Below are 17,961 nucleotides of genomic sequence, written 5' to 3'. Positions count from 1 at the left end.
TATAAGCTCTAAGAATGGAGTAACAGCCGGGAGTAATCCCGGCTGTTAATTTTTAATTTACCTATAACTGTTTTATTGCTTAAGCAATAATTGAACTAACAGAAAAATTAATTAGCAGCATCTAGGATTTTCTTAGTAGCGACTGCTTCTTCTGTTTCTCCGTCTACGAAAGAAATACGTGCGAAAGCTTTAACTTTCATCGCGCTGTCATAGCTGATAGAATTAACGGTAGCTTTGCTTTCCAAGCCTGCCCCGGTACTTTTAACACTAGGTAAAGCCAATAAAGTGTCAGTAGTAACAGCTACGTCTTCGCCTTTAAAGACACCGAAATTGTAAGTAGTATCTTTAATAGATTTATTGAGTGTGATGGCGATTTCAATAGTAGAATCAGCTTTCTCCTTGATGGTCACTTTACCATTTGCTGTACTATCTGTGCTAGTGAAAGCGTACTCCTTGGTGCGCATTCTTGGCGCATCGTCATCGTCATCGCTACAAGCAGTAACTGTAAAGCAAAGCATTGCGGGCAAAGCAATAGCCATTAGGCTTCTTTTAAGAGCCTTTTTAGTAAGCATAAACATGGTTTCCGTTTTTAAATTATTGATGTTTGTTTAATGAATTTTTCTCAATAGGTTTCCGATAATCGAGTTTAGTTTTCATTATTGGTTATGGATGTTAAACGGGAGTGTTTATGAAATGTTACAGCAATTTGAATTTTTTTTTAATTTTTTTCAATGGAATGCTGTTCTGCCTTATTCTATTATGAAAATCAGGCTGTATTTTCATTACGGGTATTTTAAATTGAGGATGTCGCAACACCTTTTAAAAGCCCTCATTTGAAATTTCCAAATTTGTTTACATGACAATTAATTCATAGAATTTCTCTCGAAGTAAATAAAATGTCTATATTTGCAACTCAAACTATGCTGATTATGAAAGTCTCCACACCCATCTTGTTCTAGCGAAGTCAAGATGTAAATCATTTCTCTTATTGCAGCGCAAAGATCCTTTGCGCCACTTCGTTTGTTATTTCTAATTATTACTCAATTTAAGTTGTTTAACCATGCGTCTATCGCAACGAGTTTCCCGTGTGCAAAGGATTTTCGGTTTGATCGGAAATGCCATTACGGGAAAAGAATATAATTATACTTCCGGGAGTATTAAACAGGCTATCGTATTATTAGCTATCCCCATGATCTTGGAGATGGTGATGGAATCACTTTTTGCAGTGGTAGATATCTATTTTGTAAGTGAACTGGGCAAAAATAGTATCGCCACCGTGGGGTTGACGGAATCAATGCTGATGATTATTTATTCATTGGCGATGGGGATCGGTATGGCTGCCACTGCCTTAGTTGCACGTAGAACGGGCGAAAAGGATAAAGATGGCGCTTCCCGCGCCGCTGCGCAAACCTTGTTGGTCGGTATCATTGTTTCGCTTTTAATCTCTATTCCGGGTGCATTCTTTGCCCCGCAGTTATTAAAGTTAATGGGCGCTGGAAATGAAGTCCTGCAAGTCGGAACTTCTTACACTAGGATTATGCTTGGCAGCAATATCGTGATTACCTTATTGTTCCTGGTCAACGGTATTTTCCGGGGAGCGGGCAACGCGGTCATGGCAATGCAGTCCCTATGGTTAGCAAATATCATCAATATCATTTGCTGCCCCATATTCATCTTCGGATGGGGGCCTATACCTGCTTTCGGGTTAAAGGGCGCTGCTATTGCTACGGTTGTAGGGCGTAGCACCGGCGTAATATTCCAGCTATGGTTTCTATTCAGGGGAAATAAGAATATTAATTTCAACTTTGCTTTATTTAAACCTAACATGGCATTGATGAAGCAAGTCGTTAAAATCGCTTCTAGTGCTGCGGGACAATTCCTCATCAACTCGGCAAGTTGGATTGTACTGATCAGGATTATTTCTTCTTTTGGAGAAGCTGCCATCGCCGGTTATACGATCGGTATCAGGGTGGTGATTTTCTCGCTTTTACCGGCATGGGGCTTAGCAAATGCCGCGGCCACGCTTGTCGGGCAGAACCTGGGTGCCCAGCAACCGGACAGGGCAGAGCAATCCGTATACCGGGCCGCCTTTTATAATATGGCGGTACTAGGTACAATTTCTGTCTTTTTCATCGTGTTTACGAAGGGAATTATCGGGATGTTTACCCATGAACCGGAGGTAATTCGCTATGGTGTTGACTGTTTAAGGATTGTAAGCATCGGGTTTTTAGTGTATGCTTTCGGGATGGTCATTATCCAATCAATTAATGGCGCCGGTGATACCAGGACTCCCCTGTTGATTAATATAGTAGGGTTCTGGTTAATACAAATCCCGTTGGCATATATCTTGGCCATTATTTTTCGGTTCGGTCCACCGGGTGTATTCATAGCAATCTGTATCGCAGAAACGGTGGTAGCGGCTATCGGTTTCGCAATATTCCGCCGGGGAAAATGGAAGCTGGTTCACATTTAGCGGTAAATTGTCAATTTTAGGGGGAGATTGCACCACCTTCTCCCCTTTAATACTTAACTTTGGCGAGTTTTTAAGCCGGGGAAATCCCGGTTTTCTGCATTCATCAATTTTAAATTTGTATAAATGTCGCTGACTGTTGTAGGCTCTATGGCGTTCGATGAAATTGAAACGCCCTTTGGAAAATCTGGTAAAATTATTGGGGGTTCTGCTACTTATATTGCTTGGGCTGCATCGAATTTCTTGGATAGTGTGAATCAAGTCTCCGTAATCGGGGAGGATTTCCCCAAGGATGAGCTTGATGAGCTTTCAAAGAAGGGGGTTCAACTGGAAGGTGTGCAAATGAAGCAGGGTGAAAAAAGCTTCTATTGGGCAGGCCGTTACCATATGGATATGAACACCAGGGATACTTTGGCTACAGAGCTCAATGTTTTGGCTGATTTTGACCCGATGATACCCGACAGTTACCAGTCCAGCGAATTTCTCATCCTGGGTAACCTTACCCCGCAGGTGCAGAAAAGCGTGATCGAACAGTTTAAGGTTCGTCCGAAATTGATCGTGATGGATACGATGAACTTTTGGATGGAAACGGCACTTAGCGATCTATTAGAAGTCATCAAAATGGTGGATGTATTGTTGGTGAATGATAGCGAAGCCCGTCAATTAACCGGGGAATATTCATTAGTGAAGGCTGCGAAGAAGATCCTTACCATGGGTCCCAAATACCTTATCATTAAGAAAGGGGAACATGGAGCGCTATTATTTAGTGAAAATCACGTGTTCTTTGCTCCTGCTATGCCTTTGGATGATGTTTTTGATCCAACGGGGGCCGGCGATACGTTTGCCGGTGGATTTATCGGTCATATTGCCCGCACCAAGGATATTTCTTTTGAAAATATGAAGACGGCAATAATCGTTGGTTCCGCGATGGCGTCTTTTTGTGTAGAACAGTTCGGTGTGAAGCGTTTACGCGGAATTACACGCGATGATATCAGCGAAAGATTAGATCAATTTGTACAGCTTGTGAATTTTGATATAGATCTTGTATAAAAGGTATTGATTAAATAAAATGAAGAACAACGGGCTGCTTTCCATCCAAAGAAAGCAGCCCGTTTTATAATATTATGATCTACATAAAAATTAACCGGGGCGGATATTTTATTTATTTATAAATGTCATTCAGCACCTTCGCTAACCTTAATCCACCTTTCAAAAGTTGGTTATTGAGGTCGTTTACAAAGATGTAATTGTAACGGTAACTCAATTGATCCCCATCCTTGGTGCGATCATAAATTTTATCGGCTATTAAATGCGATTCGAATAACCAGTCTGTAATGCTTCCTCCTTGTATCGTTTTAATTGTTGATAATGGTGAGCGATCCAGCCAATTTGTGTATTCTGTATAACTAAGCTGTTGGAAATCAATTAAGTGTTCGTCCCAAACACGGTGGAGGTTCGTGGGTTTGTCAAACCATTTCACACTAATCTTATTACCGCCTTGATCTTCATCATGACCAACATGTAACGGTTGGTGCATATCCCCTATCATGTGTACCAAGAAACTCAATGCAAACCTTTTTTCTTCTTTACTGGAGGCAGGATTTTTTAGTTGCTCGATCATGGCAAGGGTTTGCTTGTACAACTCGCCTTGCGCTTTATCCTCACGGATCATCTCATCAAAAGTTTCCCTGGATATGTGGCCGGGGAAGTCCACATAATGCCAGGGGGAAGTATGCTTGTATTTGTTAGTAGTATCGGATTTTATGAAATCGGGCCAGTTGGCAATCATCGCCAAGCTTTCGTTTCCGATGATGCCGGCAATCGCTTTTTTTGCCCGGGAACTTAAATGCCTATTGGCAATCTCTGCAACCACCCGATGCCCCGTTGGGCCCCATGCATATGTATTACTGCCTAATACCAGGATCAATACCAGTATAATTGTTTTCTTAAAATTGATCAATTTGTGCATGAATAGTTAATTTTGAATGTAAAGTTCCGCGAGAACAACTGAATAAAAAAGTTTTTATACTCCCATTTACATCAAATATAAATATTTAACATGCCATTCCAATTACAATCGCCATATCAACCCGCCGGGGATCAACCCACGGCTATCGCGCAATTAACCGGGGGAATTCTCGATGGGGAAAAGCACCAGACATTGCTGGGAGTAACCGGTTCCGGTAAGACCTTTACCATGGCCAACGTTATCCAGAATACGCAGAAGCCTACCTTGGTACTAACTTATAATAAAACCCTCGTGGCGCAGCTATACGGAGAACTGAAGCAATTCTTTCCCGATAATGCCGTGGAGTATTTCGTTTCTTATTATGATTACTATCAGCCGGAGGCTTATATGCCCGTGAGTGATACTTACATAGAAAAAGATTTATCTATCAATGAGGAACTGGATAAGCTGAGATTGAGAGCTACCTCGAACTTATTAAGCGGCAGAAGGGATATTATAGTCGTAGCGAGCGTATCATGCATTTATGGTATGGGGAACCCCACTGAATTTGAAAACGGCATCATCCGTTTACACCAAGGACAGGTAATGAGCCGCAATACCTTGTTACATGGATTGGTGAATGCTTTATATACCCGCACCACCGGGGATTTTAACAGGAGTAACTTCCGTGTGAAGGGAGATACGGTAGACATTAACCTACCTTATGTTGACTACGGTTACAGGATCACTTTCTTTGGCGATGAAATCGAGGAAATCGAAAGCTTTGAAGTTGAAACGGGTAAACGTATCGGGAAAATGGATACCGCGGCGATCTTTCCTGCTAACCTCTACCTGGCGCCGAAAGATATGATGCACCAAATCTTAACAGAGATCCAGGACGAAATGTCTGCACAGGTGAATTATTTCAAGGAACAAGGGAAATTGATCGAGGCGCAACGCTTAGCGGAAAGGGTGACCTACGATGTGGAAATGATCCGTGAATTAGGTTATTGCAACGGCATCGAAAACTATAGTAGATTCCTCGACAGGCGCTCTCCCGGAACGAGGCCGTTCTGTTTGTTGGACTATTTTCCCAAGGACTTTCTATTGGTGATCGATGAAAGCCACGTAACCATCCCGCAGATTAGCGGGATGTATGGCGGCGACCGCTCCCGGAAACTTACATTGGTTGATTTCGGGTTCCGTTTGCCCTCGGCATTAGATAACCGCCCGCTCAACTTTTACGAATTTGAGCAAATGACCAACCAGGTCGTGTACGTGAGCGCTACCCCCGGAGAATACGAATTACGCAAAACAGATGGCGTGGTTGTAGAACAGGTTGTAAGACCTACCGGTTTGTTGGATCCACCGATTGAAATCCGCCCCAGCGTGAACCAAGTCGATGATTTATTGGATGAAATTGATAAGCGTGTTTTAAAAGGCGACCGTGTGCTGGTAACAACGCTAACCAAGCGGATGGCGGAAGAAATGAATAAATACCTGGAACGCATCAATATTAAAAGCCGGTACATCCACTCCGAAGTGGATACCCTGGAGCGAGTAGAGATTTTGCGTGACCTGAGGTTAGGGAATATAGATGTGCTGGTAGGGGTAAACTTGCTAAGGGAAGGGTTGGATTTGCCCGAAGTTTCCCTGGTGGCAATCCTGGATGCGGATAAAGAGGGATTCTTGAGAGATGAACGCTCCCTGACCCAAACGGCAGGCCGTGCTGCCCGTAACGTGGATGGCCTCGTAATCTTTTATGCCGATAAAATCACGGATAGCATGCAGCGCACGATCGATGAAACGGATCGTCGCCGCGCGAAACAAGATATCTATAATAAAGAACATGGAATTACGCCGAGAACCGTTCGCAAAAGCAAGGAGCAGATCTTGGGACAAACAAGCGTGCTGGAGATCAAGCATTACGATGAAGATTCACCTTTGGCAGTGCATGACGAGTTAACCATCGTTTCGGAAGAGGGAGCAGCATATAGTAATATCAATACGATCCCGCAGATGGAAAAAGCTATCGGGAAGGTTAAAAAGGATATGGAAAAGGCTGCCAAGGACTTGGACTTTATGGAAGCGGCAAGATTGCGCGACCAGATGTTCGCAATGCAACAGCAATTAGAAATGATGAAACGGTAGATTAAAATCAAGCTTGATTAAATATTATAAATATAGAATTATTTATAATGTATTATTTAAAATTAATCTTCTTTTTCGTAACATATATGTATTTGGATTTTATGTAAAATATTGAACAATAATTATTTATAAGAGTTAATGTAAATAAGCGGTACTAATTTAAATATCGAAAATTTGAAAATCTTCACATAAAATTAATGATATTATAAATGGTTTAATATCAATGATTTAAATTGATTTTATGCCCCGCGAGCCAATTCCCAAACAGCTAAAATATAAATTAACATATAATTATTTGTAATATGATTAGTTGTTGAAAGGCTATTTCTGCATATTTTTCAAATATTTCCATTTTTATAGCCTTCTATTTGATTTTTTATATCGTAATTATACTTTTATTGCGAATTATAAAATCAAGTGCTATGAAGAAAACATTATTTCAAGATTATTTGCCATTTATCTTTTTGGCAGCTTTGGCCTGCATAGGCATATTTATTCCGTCGGTCCCCGCATTTGCCGATGTGAGTAAATACAACACGGCAGATGTAGCTTGGATATTAGTAGCTACTTGCCTCGTGTTTTTAATGACCCCCGGCTTATCATTCTTTTACGGAGGTATGGTGAACCGCAAGAACGTTATCTCCACCATGATGCAAAGCTTTATTGCTACGGGTATCATCAGTATCCTTTGGGTAGTTGTTGGATACAGCCTGGCTTTCGGTGATGATCTCGGTGGTTTTATAGGTGATCCGCGTACCTTCTTCTTCTTTAAAGGTATCCCCGATGGAGCGCCGGTAGGAACTATACCGTTATTATTATTTGCTTTATTCCAGTTGAAATTTGCCGTGATTACCCCGGCTTTGGTGGTAGGCGCCGTTGCAGAACGCATCCGCTTTACTTCTTACGTGCTGTTCATGGTATTATTCAGCCTTTTAGTATATGCTCCAATTGCGCACTGGACCTGGCATGCCGATGGTTTCTTATTGAAGATGGGCGTATTAGACTTTGCAGGTGGTACGGTGGTACACATTTCTGCGGGTTGTGCTGCGCTCGCCGGTGCGTTGGTATTGAAACGTAGGAGAGATCATGTTGAGAAAAAAGATATTACACCGGCCAACATCCCGTTTGTATTGTTGGGAACCGGTTTGTTGTGGTTCGGTTGGTTCGGATTTAATGCCGGTTCGGCATTAGCCGCCAATTCCCTTTCAGTTTCTGCTTTCGCTGTTACGAATACCGCTTCAGCGGCGGCAGGCTTATCATGGGTATTTTTCGATGTGATCCGTGGTCGTAAACCTTCAGCGTTGGGATTCTGTATCGGTGCCGTGGTAGGTTTGGTTGCGATTACGCCCGCTGCCGGCTTCGTGGCGATCCCGCAAAGTGTTTTCATCGGGTTCATTTCGGCTATCATCTCTAACATGGTGGTTCATTGGAAATCGAAATCAACTATCGACGATACCTTGGATGTATTCCCTTGTCACGGTGTAGGTGGTATGGTAGGTATGTTGTTGACAGGTGTGTTTGCAACGACAACTATCAATGCGGCAGGAAGCGATGGCTTGTTGTATGGCAATCCGAAATTATTCCTGACACAATTGACGGGAATGGTTATCGTGGTAGCTTACAGTTTCGCGGTATCCTATGCAATATTCAAGCTTATTGACATGATACACCCACTTCGTGTTTCCGAGGAAGAAGAAGATTTGGGCTTGGATGTATCGCAGCACAACGAAAATTACCATGCCCAGATCATGTCTGTTAGCGGTAATGGCACATTAAAAGAGGAAGATGAATTACTCCCGCAATAATAGCCAGTTTTAAAAATTCAAGACAACCGTTGCGGCGCCTTGTCGTGGTGCGCTGCGGCGGTTGTTGCCAAAAAGATTTTTTTACAATTAGTTCTTTACATACGGAGTTTAGTCAAGTTCCACCCATCATCATCATTAGCACCTTAACATTTGCAGCAGTTTTCCACCCCATTTTATCAACCAAAATTAATGCTAATGAAAAAAGGATTATTACTGGTGTTGGCCCTGGTCGTTGCTTGTGCCACCTACGCGCAAGACAGTTTGAGATTACTTCCCGAAGGATTGAAATTGAGCGGTTCAGCGGATGTATATTATAAATACAATTTCAATAAAAACGTCTCAGACAACAAAACGAGTTTCACCAATTCCCATAATTCTTTCGAGTTGGGAATGATATCGCTCAAGTTAGAGCATAATTACAAGAATGTAGGATTTGTTGCAGATGTAGGTTTCGGCAAAAGAGCCGCAGAATTTTCATATAATGATGCAGGTACCAGCGAGTTAGCTATTAAGCAATTGAATGTATCGTATGCCCCTGCTGATTTCTTAAAATTTACAATCGGAAGCTGGACGACGCACGTTGGATACGAGCTAGTCGATGCTTATCTGAATAGGAATTATAGCATGAGTTACATGTTTTCCTATGGACCCTTTTTCCATACCGGTGTGAAGGCCGATTTATCATTGGGATCTAATTTCTCTGCCATGTTAGGGGTATTCGATCCTACCGATTTTAAATCGGCTTCCTTCACCAACAAGAAGTACATCGGGGCGCAATTGGCTTTTATCAAGGAAGCTTCTCCCGTGAAAGCTTACCTGAACTACATCGGTGGTGAAGATACTTTCAACGTACGGAATGACCAGTTGGATGCGGTAATCACATATACCGTAAATACGAAATTCAATATTGGCTATAACGGTACCTATAGTACATATAGCGACGCAGGTTCCGGCAACTGGTATGGTTCTGCATTGTATTTTAATTATGACCCCACGGAGCATTTCGGACTAACGTTAAGAACCGAATATTTCTCTGATAAAGACAATTTAAAAGTCTTCACTAGCACTGAGGAACTCGCTAATGGTGGTGATGTATGGAGCTTTACGCTCTCCGGAAATTATAAAGTCGGTGGTTTGACCATCATCCCGGAAGTACGATTAGATCATGCTTCGGAGATGATATTTACGAAAGGGGATTCACCGAAGAGTAATACGGCCAATGTTTTAGTAGCAGCCGTTTACCATTTTTAGAATCGGTTTAAATTTTTGGCTCATATAAGAAAGGTTTAACTACTAACCGAATTATGTAACAGGTGTGCGATCTTTTATCGCACACTTTTTTTTGCTGTGATAATCAATTATTTTTGTTATCATAATAATTGATCATGTTACTAGCTTCCTCTATAAAATTCTTAAAGGACATTAAGAAAAACAATAACAAACCTTGGTTCGATTCACACAAAGATGCTTACATCGCCGCCAAGGAAGATTTCGATAACCTTGTATTGCAATTAATCCAGGGCTTGGGTAAGATCGATACGGACTTGGGCAACTTGGTTGCGAAAGATTGTACGTTCCGCATTTATAAAGATGTGCGTTTCTCGAAAGATAAGATTCCGTACAAAACTAATATGGGCGCCTATTTTTCTAAAGGAGGTAAGAAGTCCGCCTATGCAGGATATTATTTCCAGTTTGAACCCGGCGGCAATAGTTTTTTAGCGGGGGGCCTCTGGATGCCGGAAGCGCCCGTGTTGAAAAAGGTACGTCAAGAGATCGATTATAATTTCGAGGAATTTCAAAAGATCGTAGGCAACAAATCATTCATCAAGCAATTCGGAACCGTGTCCGGTGATGCTTTAAAGAATGCTCCGCAAGGTTATTCGATGGATAACCCTGCTATAGAATACTTGAAACTGAAAAGTTTTATTGCATCCTGCCAGGTGCCGGATACAATGCTCACACAGCCTACTCTCGCCAGGGAGTTGCTGAAGACTTTCGCGGCAATGCAAAGCTTTGTTGACTTCTTAAATACCGCTTTAGATTAACTTGATCCCGGGAATAATATCATGGTAAATCACTTCGAGAGCTTTTGGGGGCTATACGGAGATTTGCTGCTAGTTGCCGGGAGGAAGCAAAATTTCTTGCTACCGACAACTAGGTTTTTTATTTCACAGGATAACGTTCATGGATAAATGAAGAGGAGTTTGTGCTGATGCTTTAATCCTTGTTCACCATCCGAAAGGTGCATGTGTGCAATACTTACTCGTAATTAGTTTTTGTGAATTAGAAATTCGAAAGGTCTTGTCTTGCGATTTTTTAATAGGTTTTCTTTGTCTAGCCTGTTTTGTGCAAAACGCTGGTTGTAAACATTGGCCACCTCGATGATGGGCATAATTCCGTCTAAAGTGTCTTTCTGATCCACGATCGTCATGATCCTGGATACTTGTGACGAAAAATTAGTGCTCCATTCTTCAGTAAACTTATGCATGAGCAAAAGTTCGCGATTGGTGTTGGTTTTCATAGGAAAAAAGGGACTTTAGTAATTATTAAATGATTTTCAAAACATCCAATAAAATAACTAATAGGATATAGGACTGTCAATCAAAATTCAATTTATTCTGGCACATTTCAATACTACTTCCGTGTAATTTTTTAACCCAAATATGTTGATTTATTATAAATTGAATCAACATGCTATCAGTAAGCGCTAATTCGGCTTTCCCTCTTTTTTTCGTTTAGGCATAATCGTTACAATAAAAACGCGGATAGTGAATTTACGGTAAATTCTTTACAAATGCAATAAAAAGTTAAAATTTAGCGTTCTTTTTCGTGTGCCCGGTGGCGTTAGTCCGATAACTTACGTCACCGCCTTTCCATCCCCGACAATTCCAGCTCTCCATAATTATTGTAAATCAATTGGTAATCTTAGGCATTTGCCCAGCATAGGCATGGTTTAGTTGCAATCTTTCGGAAATATATACCCGGTAATGGCCGGAAAACATATGCTCCTGTTGTTGCAATATTAACGCAGAAATCGATAACCTGTACGTTTTATTGTAAATAGTATGCCCTTTTTTTAAAAAATGATAAGAATTAACTATGTCAACAGATTTAAAATTACCGGTTTAAGGATGACACGGATCGGGGTATTTTTCGTGTAAGCGTTTGGTTTAGAGCGGATACTGATTTATCTGGCTAAAAAATATGGCCCCGCTGTTGGAGGGACCATACCTGTTTTGTTGAAATATTAATTTTGAATGAATTGTATTATAACCATTGCTTTGCCAGCAAGTATTCCGCGATTTGTACGGCATTGGTAGCGGCGCCTTTGCGGAGATTGTCAGCAACGATCCACATGTTTACCGTTTTTTCTTGGGTTTCATCGCGGCGGATTCTTCCCACGAAAACTTCGTCTTTATCGTGTGCATCTTTCGGCATCGGGTAAGCTGCTTTTGCCGGCTCGTCTACTAAGATAATGCCGGGTGTTGCGCTTAAAATATTACGCAGTGCCGCATCATCATACTCTTGCTCAAATTCGATATTTACCGATTCGCTATGACCGCCCATTACCGGTATACGTACAGTTGTTGCCGTTACTTTCACGCTATCATCTCTCAATATTTTCTTGGTTTCATTCACCATCTTCATCTCTTCCTTCGTGTAACCGTTGTCCATGAAAACATCGATTTGGGGGATAACGTTCAAATCGATTTCATAGGCGTATGCTTTCTCCCCGCTAATACCTTGCCTTTCGTTCATCATTTGGGTCACCGCTTTTACACCGGTACCGGTAACGGACTGGTATGTTGAAACTACCACGCGCTTGATCTTGTATTTGTCATGCAAAGGTTTCAATACCAATACCATTTGAATGGTAGAACAGTTAGGATTGGCAATAATTTTGTCTTCGGGTGTTAAAGCGTCGCCATTAACTTCCGGTACTACCAGTTTTTTGCTTGGATCCATACGCCAAGCGGAGGAATTGTCGATAACGGTGATGCCTGCGGCAGCAAACTTAGGAGCCCATTCTAGGGATGTACTACCCCCTGCGGAGAAAATAGCTACATTGGGCTTCATGGAGATAGCCGTATCTGCATCCACCACCTTATACGCCTTGCCCTTAAATGTTACTTCCTTGCCTACGCTCTTGGCAGAGGCTACAGGAATCAAGTCAGTAACAGGGAAGTTTCTTTCCTCGAGTACTTGTAACATTTTTGAGCCTACCAGCCCGGTGGCTCCAACTACGGCTACTTTCATTTTAATTTTATTGAATGTTTTAAGGAGTTCAAAATTAATACAACAAACTGGCTTTTACACTACCCCGGGCTAAACGAGCTAAATTTTTTTTATCTTCATATAAACCCAGTTGAATATGAAACTGACCATTGTTTGTTGCCTGCTACTATGGCCAATGATAGCCTGTAGCCAGTATTTGCTTTCTTTTGATGATCCGGGTAATCCAAGCCGTTTCCCGGAAGGCGATACGAATTTTATTGTGCGGGATGGCAAATTGCAGTCGGCCTGCCTCCTGCCCAACACGCGTTTTTACTGTTCTTTTGCCAGCCCGGTAACGGGATCCGCTTATTGGGAATTGTCTTTTCAATTGAAATTCAATCCTTCCGGCGCTAATTACGTGGATTGGTATATCAACGCCACCGATGCGGTGCTCCCATCTTCTACCACTGCTGCATACTTTGTTAGGATGGGTGGTACGAAGGATGAATGTTCCTTTTACCGCCAGTTTCCGGGCGCTGAACCGGAATTGCTAATAGACGGGCGGGATGGACGTTTCAATAAATCTGATAATACCGGGAAGCTGCGACTTTTATTGGATGATGAACACCGGTGGTACCTGTTTCACGATAGCACCGGCACCGGCGAGTATTTTCAATTAGAAGGTAGCATGGAGGATACAGCTTATTTGCCAGGTGGGTATATAGGTATCGCGATCAGGCAATCAACACCAAGTTTCTTCGGGCAGCACTTTTTTGATGATATTAGAATCATGCCGGCCGGAATGATAGGTTCAGGTCCCGTATTGAAAGGGTTAAGTCCCCTCAATGATAGTGCTTGGATACTCGTATTTGATGCTCCCGTCCTGCTAAAGGATGTTTCCCTGGTGGCCGGGAGCTTGCCCGGCTATGATCTCTTGCCGGATCCAGTTGTCGCAAACCGCCTAATACTTTCCTTCCGGGAGCAGCTGCCGCATAATATTGAATTTCCGCTTACTTTGTATGGTATTCGTGATTATTTCGGAAACAAGTCTGGTCCGGTTGAATTTAACATAGCTGTTTCTAAAGCCGGGCCGGCGGATATACTTATCTCCGAAATCATGTATCAACCATTACCGGCTATGCCTTACCCGGTACGGTATATAGAGCTAAAGAACAGCGCTCAATATCCTGTTAACCTTGCAGGTTGGCAGTTGATCTCATCCAAGGGTAGTTTGTTGTTGCCAAGTGTCCGTATGGTGGTAGGTAGTTATTTATTGATATGCGATATTGCTGCGCGGGAGTTTTTTCCGGGGAAAGATGTCTGTACGGTAAACACCATGTTAAATTTGCAATCGAAGGATCAATTGATCCTGCTGGATAATTCGGGGCAGTGGATTCATGCTGTATCATATCAAATGTCATTATATCAAGATCCTGTTAAGGCATTAGGTGGATGGAGCTTGGAATTAACAGATGATAAACTGGCTTGCTATGGTGGTACTGGCTGGGCATTCAGCTTAAACGGGTCGGGAGGAACTCCCGGGATGCCCAATAGTCAATTCCACGATACTGTTGCAAATGCTAATGACATCCGGTCAATATATTGTCCTGATGAATACCATACGGAGCTTTGCCTGGAGGTATCTTACGACCTTCAAAGTGCGCAATTATTATCCCGTTATTCGCTAGATAACGCGATTCATCCCAAGGCTATAACCTTGGATCCGTTCAAAAACATGTTGTTGCTGGAATGGGAAAGACCATTAGATAGCGGGAATTTACACCGCTTATCTATCGAGGGAATTAAAACTTGCGACTCCGAAGATGAGATCAGGATTAAGGATATTCGATTTGGTTGGGCGCAGCCACCCGCAGAAGGGATGTTACTCATCAATGAAATCCTGTTTAATCCGCACCCTGGCCAACAAGATTACCTGGAGATATACAATAAGAGTGATAAAGTGTTGAACTTGCAGCAGTTGTTTATTGCCAATCGGAACTGGGATGGAAGTTTGGGCACCATTGTGCAAGCCAGCGGGGAGCCGGATGTGATACTACCCGGTGAATATATTGTCTTTTGCAAAGATCCCCGTTCACTGTGTTCACAATACATTTGTAAAAACGAATTTGCATGCCGAACGGTAGCTTCCTTACCCAGCTTCCCTGATGAACAGGGCTGTGCGCTACTGCTCGATTATAAAGGGACGGTGTTGGATGAGTTTTGCTACGGGGAAAGTATGCATTCTCCTGCTATTTCGAATGTAGAGGGAATTGCATTGGAGCGGGTTAGTTGGAACTTGGGAAATGTGCATGGTAATTGGCAATCGGCAGCCTCATCGGCAGGTTACGGGACCCCGGGATATGAAAATTCGAGATATTTGTTGGAGGGAAGTTCATCTTGGAAGGTAAATCCCAAGATAATCTCGCCTAATAATGATGGTTGGAATGATATCTGTAGTCTTACTATACCTATTGATTTAGCGGGGAACGTCTTGAATGTTTATATATTTGATATATTAGGAAATTTAGTCAACCATTGGGTGAAAAACGTTCTTTTAGCAGGGAATGATGTATTTATTTGGGATGGAAAAGATGATCAGGATAAGCTTTTACCCGCGGGTCAATATCTTTTTTTATTGGAAAATTATGATATTAAGGGGCATGTTGGCCGTAAAAAGATAGTTGTGGCAATTGTGAGAAATGAATAGGGGCCTGATTTATAAAGGATAAATTGATATTATTCTATATATTGGAAATTAAATTGAAAATTAGAAAGCGGGCATTATAGGCTAATTTTTTATATTTGCCCTTCTTAAAAAAATGAACATGCAGTACAGAGAAATCGTAGCAATAACTGGTTTAGGTGGTTTATTCCAATTGGTAGCCAGTAAACAGGATGGTGCTATTGTAAGGTCGCTGGAAGATAAAGTAACACGTTTTGTTTCTTCCCGCATCCATAACTTTACGCCTTTGGAGAGCATTGAAGTATTCACAACAGGTGATAACGTAAACTTGGCTTCTGTTTTCAAAGCCATGCAAGAAAATGAAGCTAAATTCCCTTTGATCGAAGCTAAATCCGATAATAACGCGATCAAATCTTACTTCAAAAACGTATTCCCCGAGTTCGATGAAGAAAGGGTATATGTTAGTGATATGAAGAAGATGATCAAATGGTTTGGCATCCTCAAAACTAACGACCTGTTGATATTCGAGGAAGCCCTCGCAGAAGAAGAAGCCCCGGTAGAAGAGGCCGCGCAGGTTGAAGAAGCCGGCAAAGCTACGGAAGAGGTGAAAGAAGCAAAGCCTAAAGCCAAAGCTAAGGCTAAAGCTAAAACTGCCACCGAGGGTGAAGATGCCCCGAAAGAAGCAAAGCCTAAGAAAGCAACAAAGGCCAAAAAAGAAGCTGGCACTGATGATGCTAAAGAAGCGCCTGCCAAACCTAAAACTACCCGTAAAAAGAAATCAGGGGAGTAATATATTTCTCCCGGAATTCATAACTTAACATTCCAAGCATCCTGTAGCCGTATTAGCCTGGTTTATTCTTGCTATACCTACAGCTTGCTTGGAATTTTTTTTAAAATAAGATGAATTTATGTTGAATCTAGATGCACATATAAAGCCTGCCCCGAGGCAACTGCTCCCGGCAGATTTCAAAGTAACAACCTGGGAAGCGCTACAACCTTATTTTGAAGAGCTGAAAGAAAGGAAGATCGATTCCCTGGAGGATTTAAATCATTGGCTCCGGGATATCAGCGAGTTGGAAGCGGTGATCGGTGAAGATGCCTGTTGGCGCCAAGTTAACATGACCCGCGATACCACGGATAAATCCCTCGAAGAAGCATTTGCATATTTCTGCATGGAGATCCAACCGAAGCTACAGCCTTATGCTGATGCGCTGAACCGGAAAATGTTGGAGTCCCCATTCGTGGATCAATTAGACAAAAAACAATTTTTCCCCTACCTGAGAAGCGTACGCAAGCAAGTGAAATTGTTCCAGGAGAAAAATATTCCGTTACAAGCCGAACTAAGTGTAATGGCTCAACAATATGGAGCCATCGCCGGAAAAATGACGATTGAACTGGATGGAAAGGAGTATACTCTGCAACAAGCGGCTAAATTCTTGGAAAGCAGCAACCGCGAGCTCCGCGAATCCGTGTTTACCAAAACGGGCAAACGTCGTTTGGAAGATAAAGAGGCATTGGATAACCTCTATTCCCAATTAGTGCAGAAAAGGCACCATGTAGCCGTAAATGCTGGTTTTGATAATTACCGCGATTATAAATTCGAGGAATTGGGCCGGTTCGAATATGCTAAGGAAGATTGTTTTCAATTCCATGAAGCGGTGCGCCAACATATCGTTCCCCTGGTTAAAAAAAGCCTTGAACGTCAACAGGCCAAACTTGGCTTGGAACACATGAGGCCCTGGGATACCGATGCAGAACCCGCGGGACAAGAACCTTTGTCGCCGTTTGAAACAGGCGCTGAACTTACTGATAAAACAATCGAATGTTTTAACAAGCTGCATCCGTATTTTGCCGATTGTATCCGCGTGATGAAAGAGATGCAAAGGTTAGACCTGGAAAGTCGCAAAGGAAAGGCGCCGGGCGGTTATAATTGCCCGATGCCCGAAACAGGCGTTCCTTTTATATTCATGAATGCCGCCGGGCAGATGAAAGATCTTACCACGATGGTACACGAAGGCGGCCATGCCGTACATTCTTTCCTGAGCCATCATTTGCCGTTAACAGCGTTTAAGGAGTACCCGAGCGAGATAGCAGAAGTAGCGAGCATGAGCATGGAATTGTTCACGATGGATCATTGGGATATATTCTTCCGGGATGAAGCCGATCTGAAAAGAGCTAAACTGCAACAACTGGAGCGGGCTATCAACATTTTTCCTTGGATTGCTACGATCGATAAATTTCAACATTGGATATACGAGCATCCGCAACATTCCGTAGCGGAACGTACACAGGCATGGAACGATATCCAGCAAATGTTCTCCACGGAGATTGTTGACTGGTCGGGTTTTGAAACGATCCGTGAAAATGCTTGGCAAAGGCAGTTGCATTTGTTTGAAGTGCCATTTTATTATATCGAATACGGGATTGCCCAATTGGGTGCGATCGCGATGTGGAAGCAATACCGCGAAAATCCGGCGCAAGCGTTAGAGAATTATATGAATGCCTTGAGCCTGGGTTATACGAAAACTTTACATGAATTATACGAAGCGGCGGGAATTAAGTTTGACTTCTCCCCTGCTTATGTTAAGGAATTAGCTGATTTTGTACAAGAAGAAATCGAGCATATCCTGGCTTCATAAGCAAGTAATTTTTCATCATATTATTTGATCCCCCGCCAGCATGAATTTTC

13 protein-coding genes are annotated in these 17,961 nt (G+C 42.3%); 9 read left to right on the top strand and 4 right to left on the bottom strand.

Annotated features, from left to right (window positions below):
- Nucleotides 1–107: 107 nt before the first annotated feature.
- Nucleotides 108–578: a hypothetical protein gene (locus tag COR50_RS03970; RefSeq protein WP_098192785.1), complete on the bottom strand. Its 471-nt coding sequence runs from the start codon at nt 576–578 to the stop codon at nt 108–110.
- A gap of 482 nt (nt 579–1,060) precedes the next feature.
- On the opposite strand from COR50_RS03970, the gene COR50_RS03965 reads away from it, so the two are divergent.
- Nucleotides 1,061–2,473 (top strand): MATE family efflux transporter, encoded by a 1,413-nt coding sequence (locus COR50_RS03965; protein WP_098192784.1) that lies wholly within the window; start codon nt 1,061–1,063, stop codon nt 2,471–2,473.
- Between the two features lie 123 nt (nt 2,474–2,596).
- Nucleotides 2,597–3,520 carry a PfkB family carbohydrate kinase gene (locus tag COR50_RS03960; RefSeq protein WP_098192783.1) on the top strand — a complete coding sequence of 308 codons (924 nt, stop codon included), beginning with the start codon at nt 2,597–2,599 and terminating at the stop codon, nt 3,518–3,520.
- Nucleotides 3,521–3,632: 112 nt separating this feature from the next.
- Here the strand turns inward: COR50_RS03960 and COR50_RS03955 are convergent, their stop codons facing one another.
- Nucleotides 3,633–4,439, bottom strand: coding sequence for a S1/P1 nuclease (locus COR50_RS03955; RefSeq protein WP_098192782.1), 807 nt, complete (start codon nt 4,437–4,439; stop codon nt 3,633–3,635).
- A 90-nt stretch (nt 4,440–4,529) separates the two neighbouring features.
- Between COR50_RS03955 and uvrB the strand changes: the two genes are divergently transcribed.
- The 4 genes from uvrB to COR50_RS03935 all read left to right on the top strand — a co-directional run bounded on the left by uvrB (nt 4,530) and on the right by COR50_RS03935 (nt 10,419).
- A complete protein-coding gene (uvrB, locus tag COR50_RS03950; RefSeq protein WP_098192781.1) occupies nt 4,530–6,569 on the top strand; it encodes an excinuclease ABC subunit UvrB in 2,040 nt (679 codons plus the stop codon).
- Nucleotides 6,570–6,991: 422 nt separating this feature from the next.
- Nucleotides 6,992–8,374 (top strand): ammonium transporter, encoded by a 1,383-nt coding sequence (locus COR50_RS03945; protein ID WP_098192780.1) that lies wholly within the window; start codon nt 6,992–6,994, stop codon nt 8,372–8,374.
- A 195-nt stretch (nt 8,375–8,569) separates the two neighbouring features.
- Complete coding sequence (locus COR50_RS03940; protein ID WP_098192779.1) at nt 8,570–9,625, top strand: porin; 1,056 nt, start codon at nt 8,570–8,572, stop codon at nt 9,623–9,625.
- A 134-nt stretch (nt 9,626–9,759) separates the two neighbouring features.
- Nucleotides 9,760–10,419 (top strand): DUF2461 domain-containing protein, encoded by a 660-nt coding sequence (locus tag COR50_RS03935; RefSeq protein WP_098192778.1) that lies wholly within the window; start codon nt 9,760–9,762, stop codon nt 10,417–10,419.
- Between the two features lie 224 nt (nt 10,420–10,643).
- Here the strand turns inward: COR50_RS03935 and COR50_RS03930 are convergent, their stop codons facing one another.
- Together COR50_RS03930 and COR50_RS03925 are read right to left on the bottom strand one after the other, a co-directional pair.
- On the bottom strand, nt 10,644–10,862 hold the full coding sequence (locus tag COR50_RS03930) for a hypothetical protein (protein ID WP_157760608.1): 219 nt from the start codon (nt 10,860–10,862) through the stop codon (nt 10,644–10,646).
- A gap of 779 nt (nt 10,863–11,641) precedes the next feature.
- Nucleotides 11,642–12,631, bottom strand: a complete 990-nt coding sequence (locus COR50_RS03925; protein WP_098192776.1) for an aspartate-semialdehyde dehydrogenase — start codon at nt 12,629–12,631, stop codon at nt 11,642–11,644.
- A 115-nt stretch (nt 12,632–12,746) separates the two neighbouring features.
- On the opposite strand from COR50_RS03925, the gene COR50_RS03920 reads away from it, so the two are divergent.
- The 3 genes from COR50_RS03920 to COR50_RS03910 all read left to right on the top strand — a co-directional run bounded on the left by COR50_RS03920 (nt 12,747) and on the right by COR50_RS03910 (nt 17,911).
- Nucleotides 12,747–15,296, top strand: coding sequence for a lamin tail domain-containing protein (locus COR50_RS03920; protein WP_098192775.1), 2,550 nt, complete (start codon nt 12,747–12,749; stop codon nt 15,294–15,296).
- A 118-nt stretch (nt 15,297–15,414) separates the two neighbouring features.
- Nucleotides 15,415–16,062: a DUF5606 family protein gene (locus tag COR50_RS03915; protein WP_098192774.1), complete on the top strand. Its 648-nt coding sequence runs from the start codon at nt 15,415–15,417 to the stop codon at nt 16,060–16,062.
- A 118-nt stretch (nt 16,063–16,180) separates the two neighbouring features.
- Complete coding sequence (locus COR50_RS03910) at nt 16,181–17,911, top strand: M3 family oligoendopeptidase (protein WP_098192773.1); 1,731 nt, start codon at nt 16,181–16,183, stop codon at nt 17,909–17,911.
- Nucleotides 17,912–17,961: the final 50 nt, after the last annotated feature.

The organism is Chitinophaga caeni, from assembly GCF_002557795.1.
GTDB lineage: Bacteria > Bacteroidota > Bacteroidia > Chitinophagales > Chitinophagaceae > Chitinophaga > Chitinophaga caeni.
This window is presented reverse-complemented; position numbering and strand designations above follow the sequence as displayed.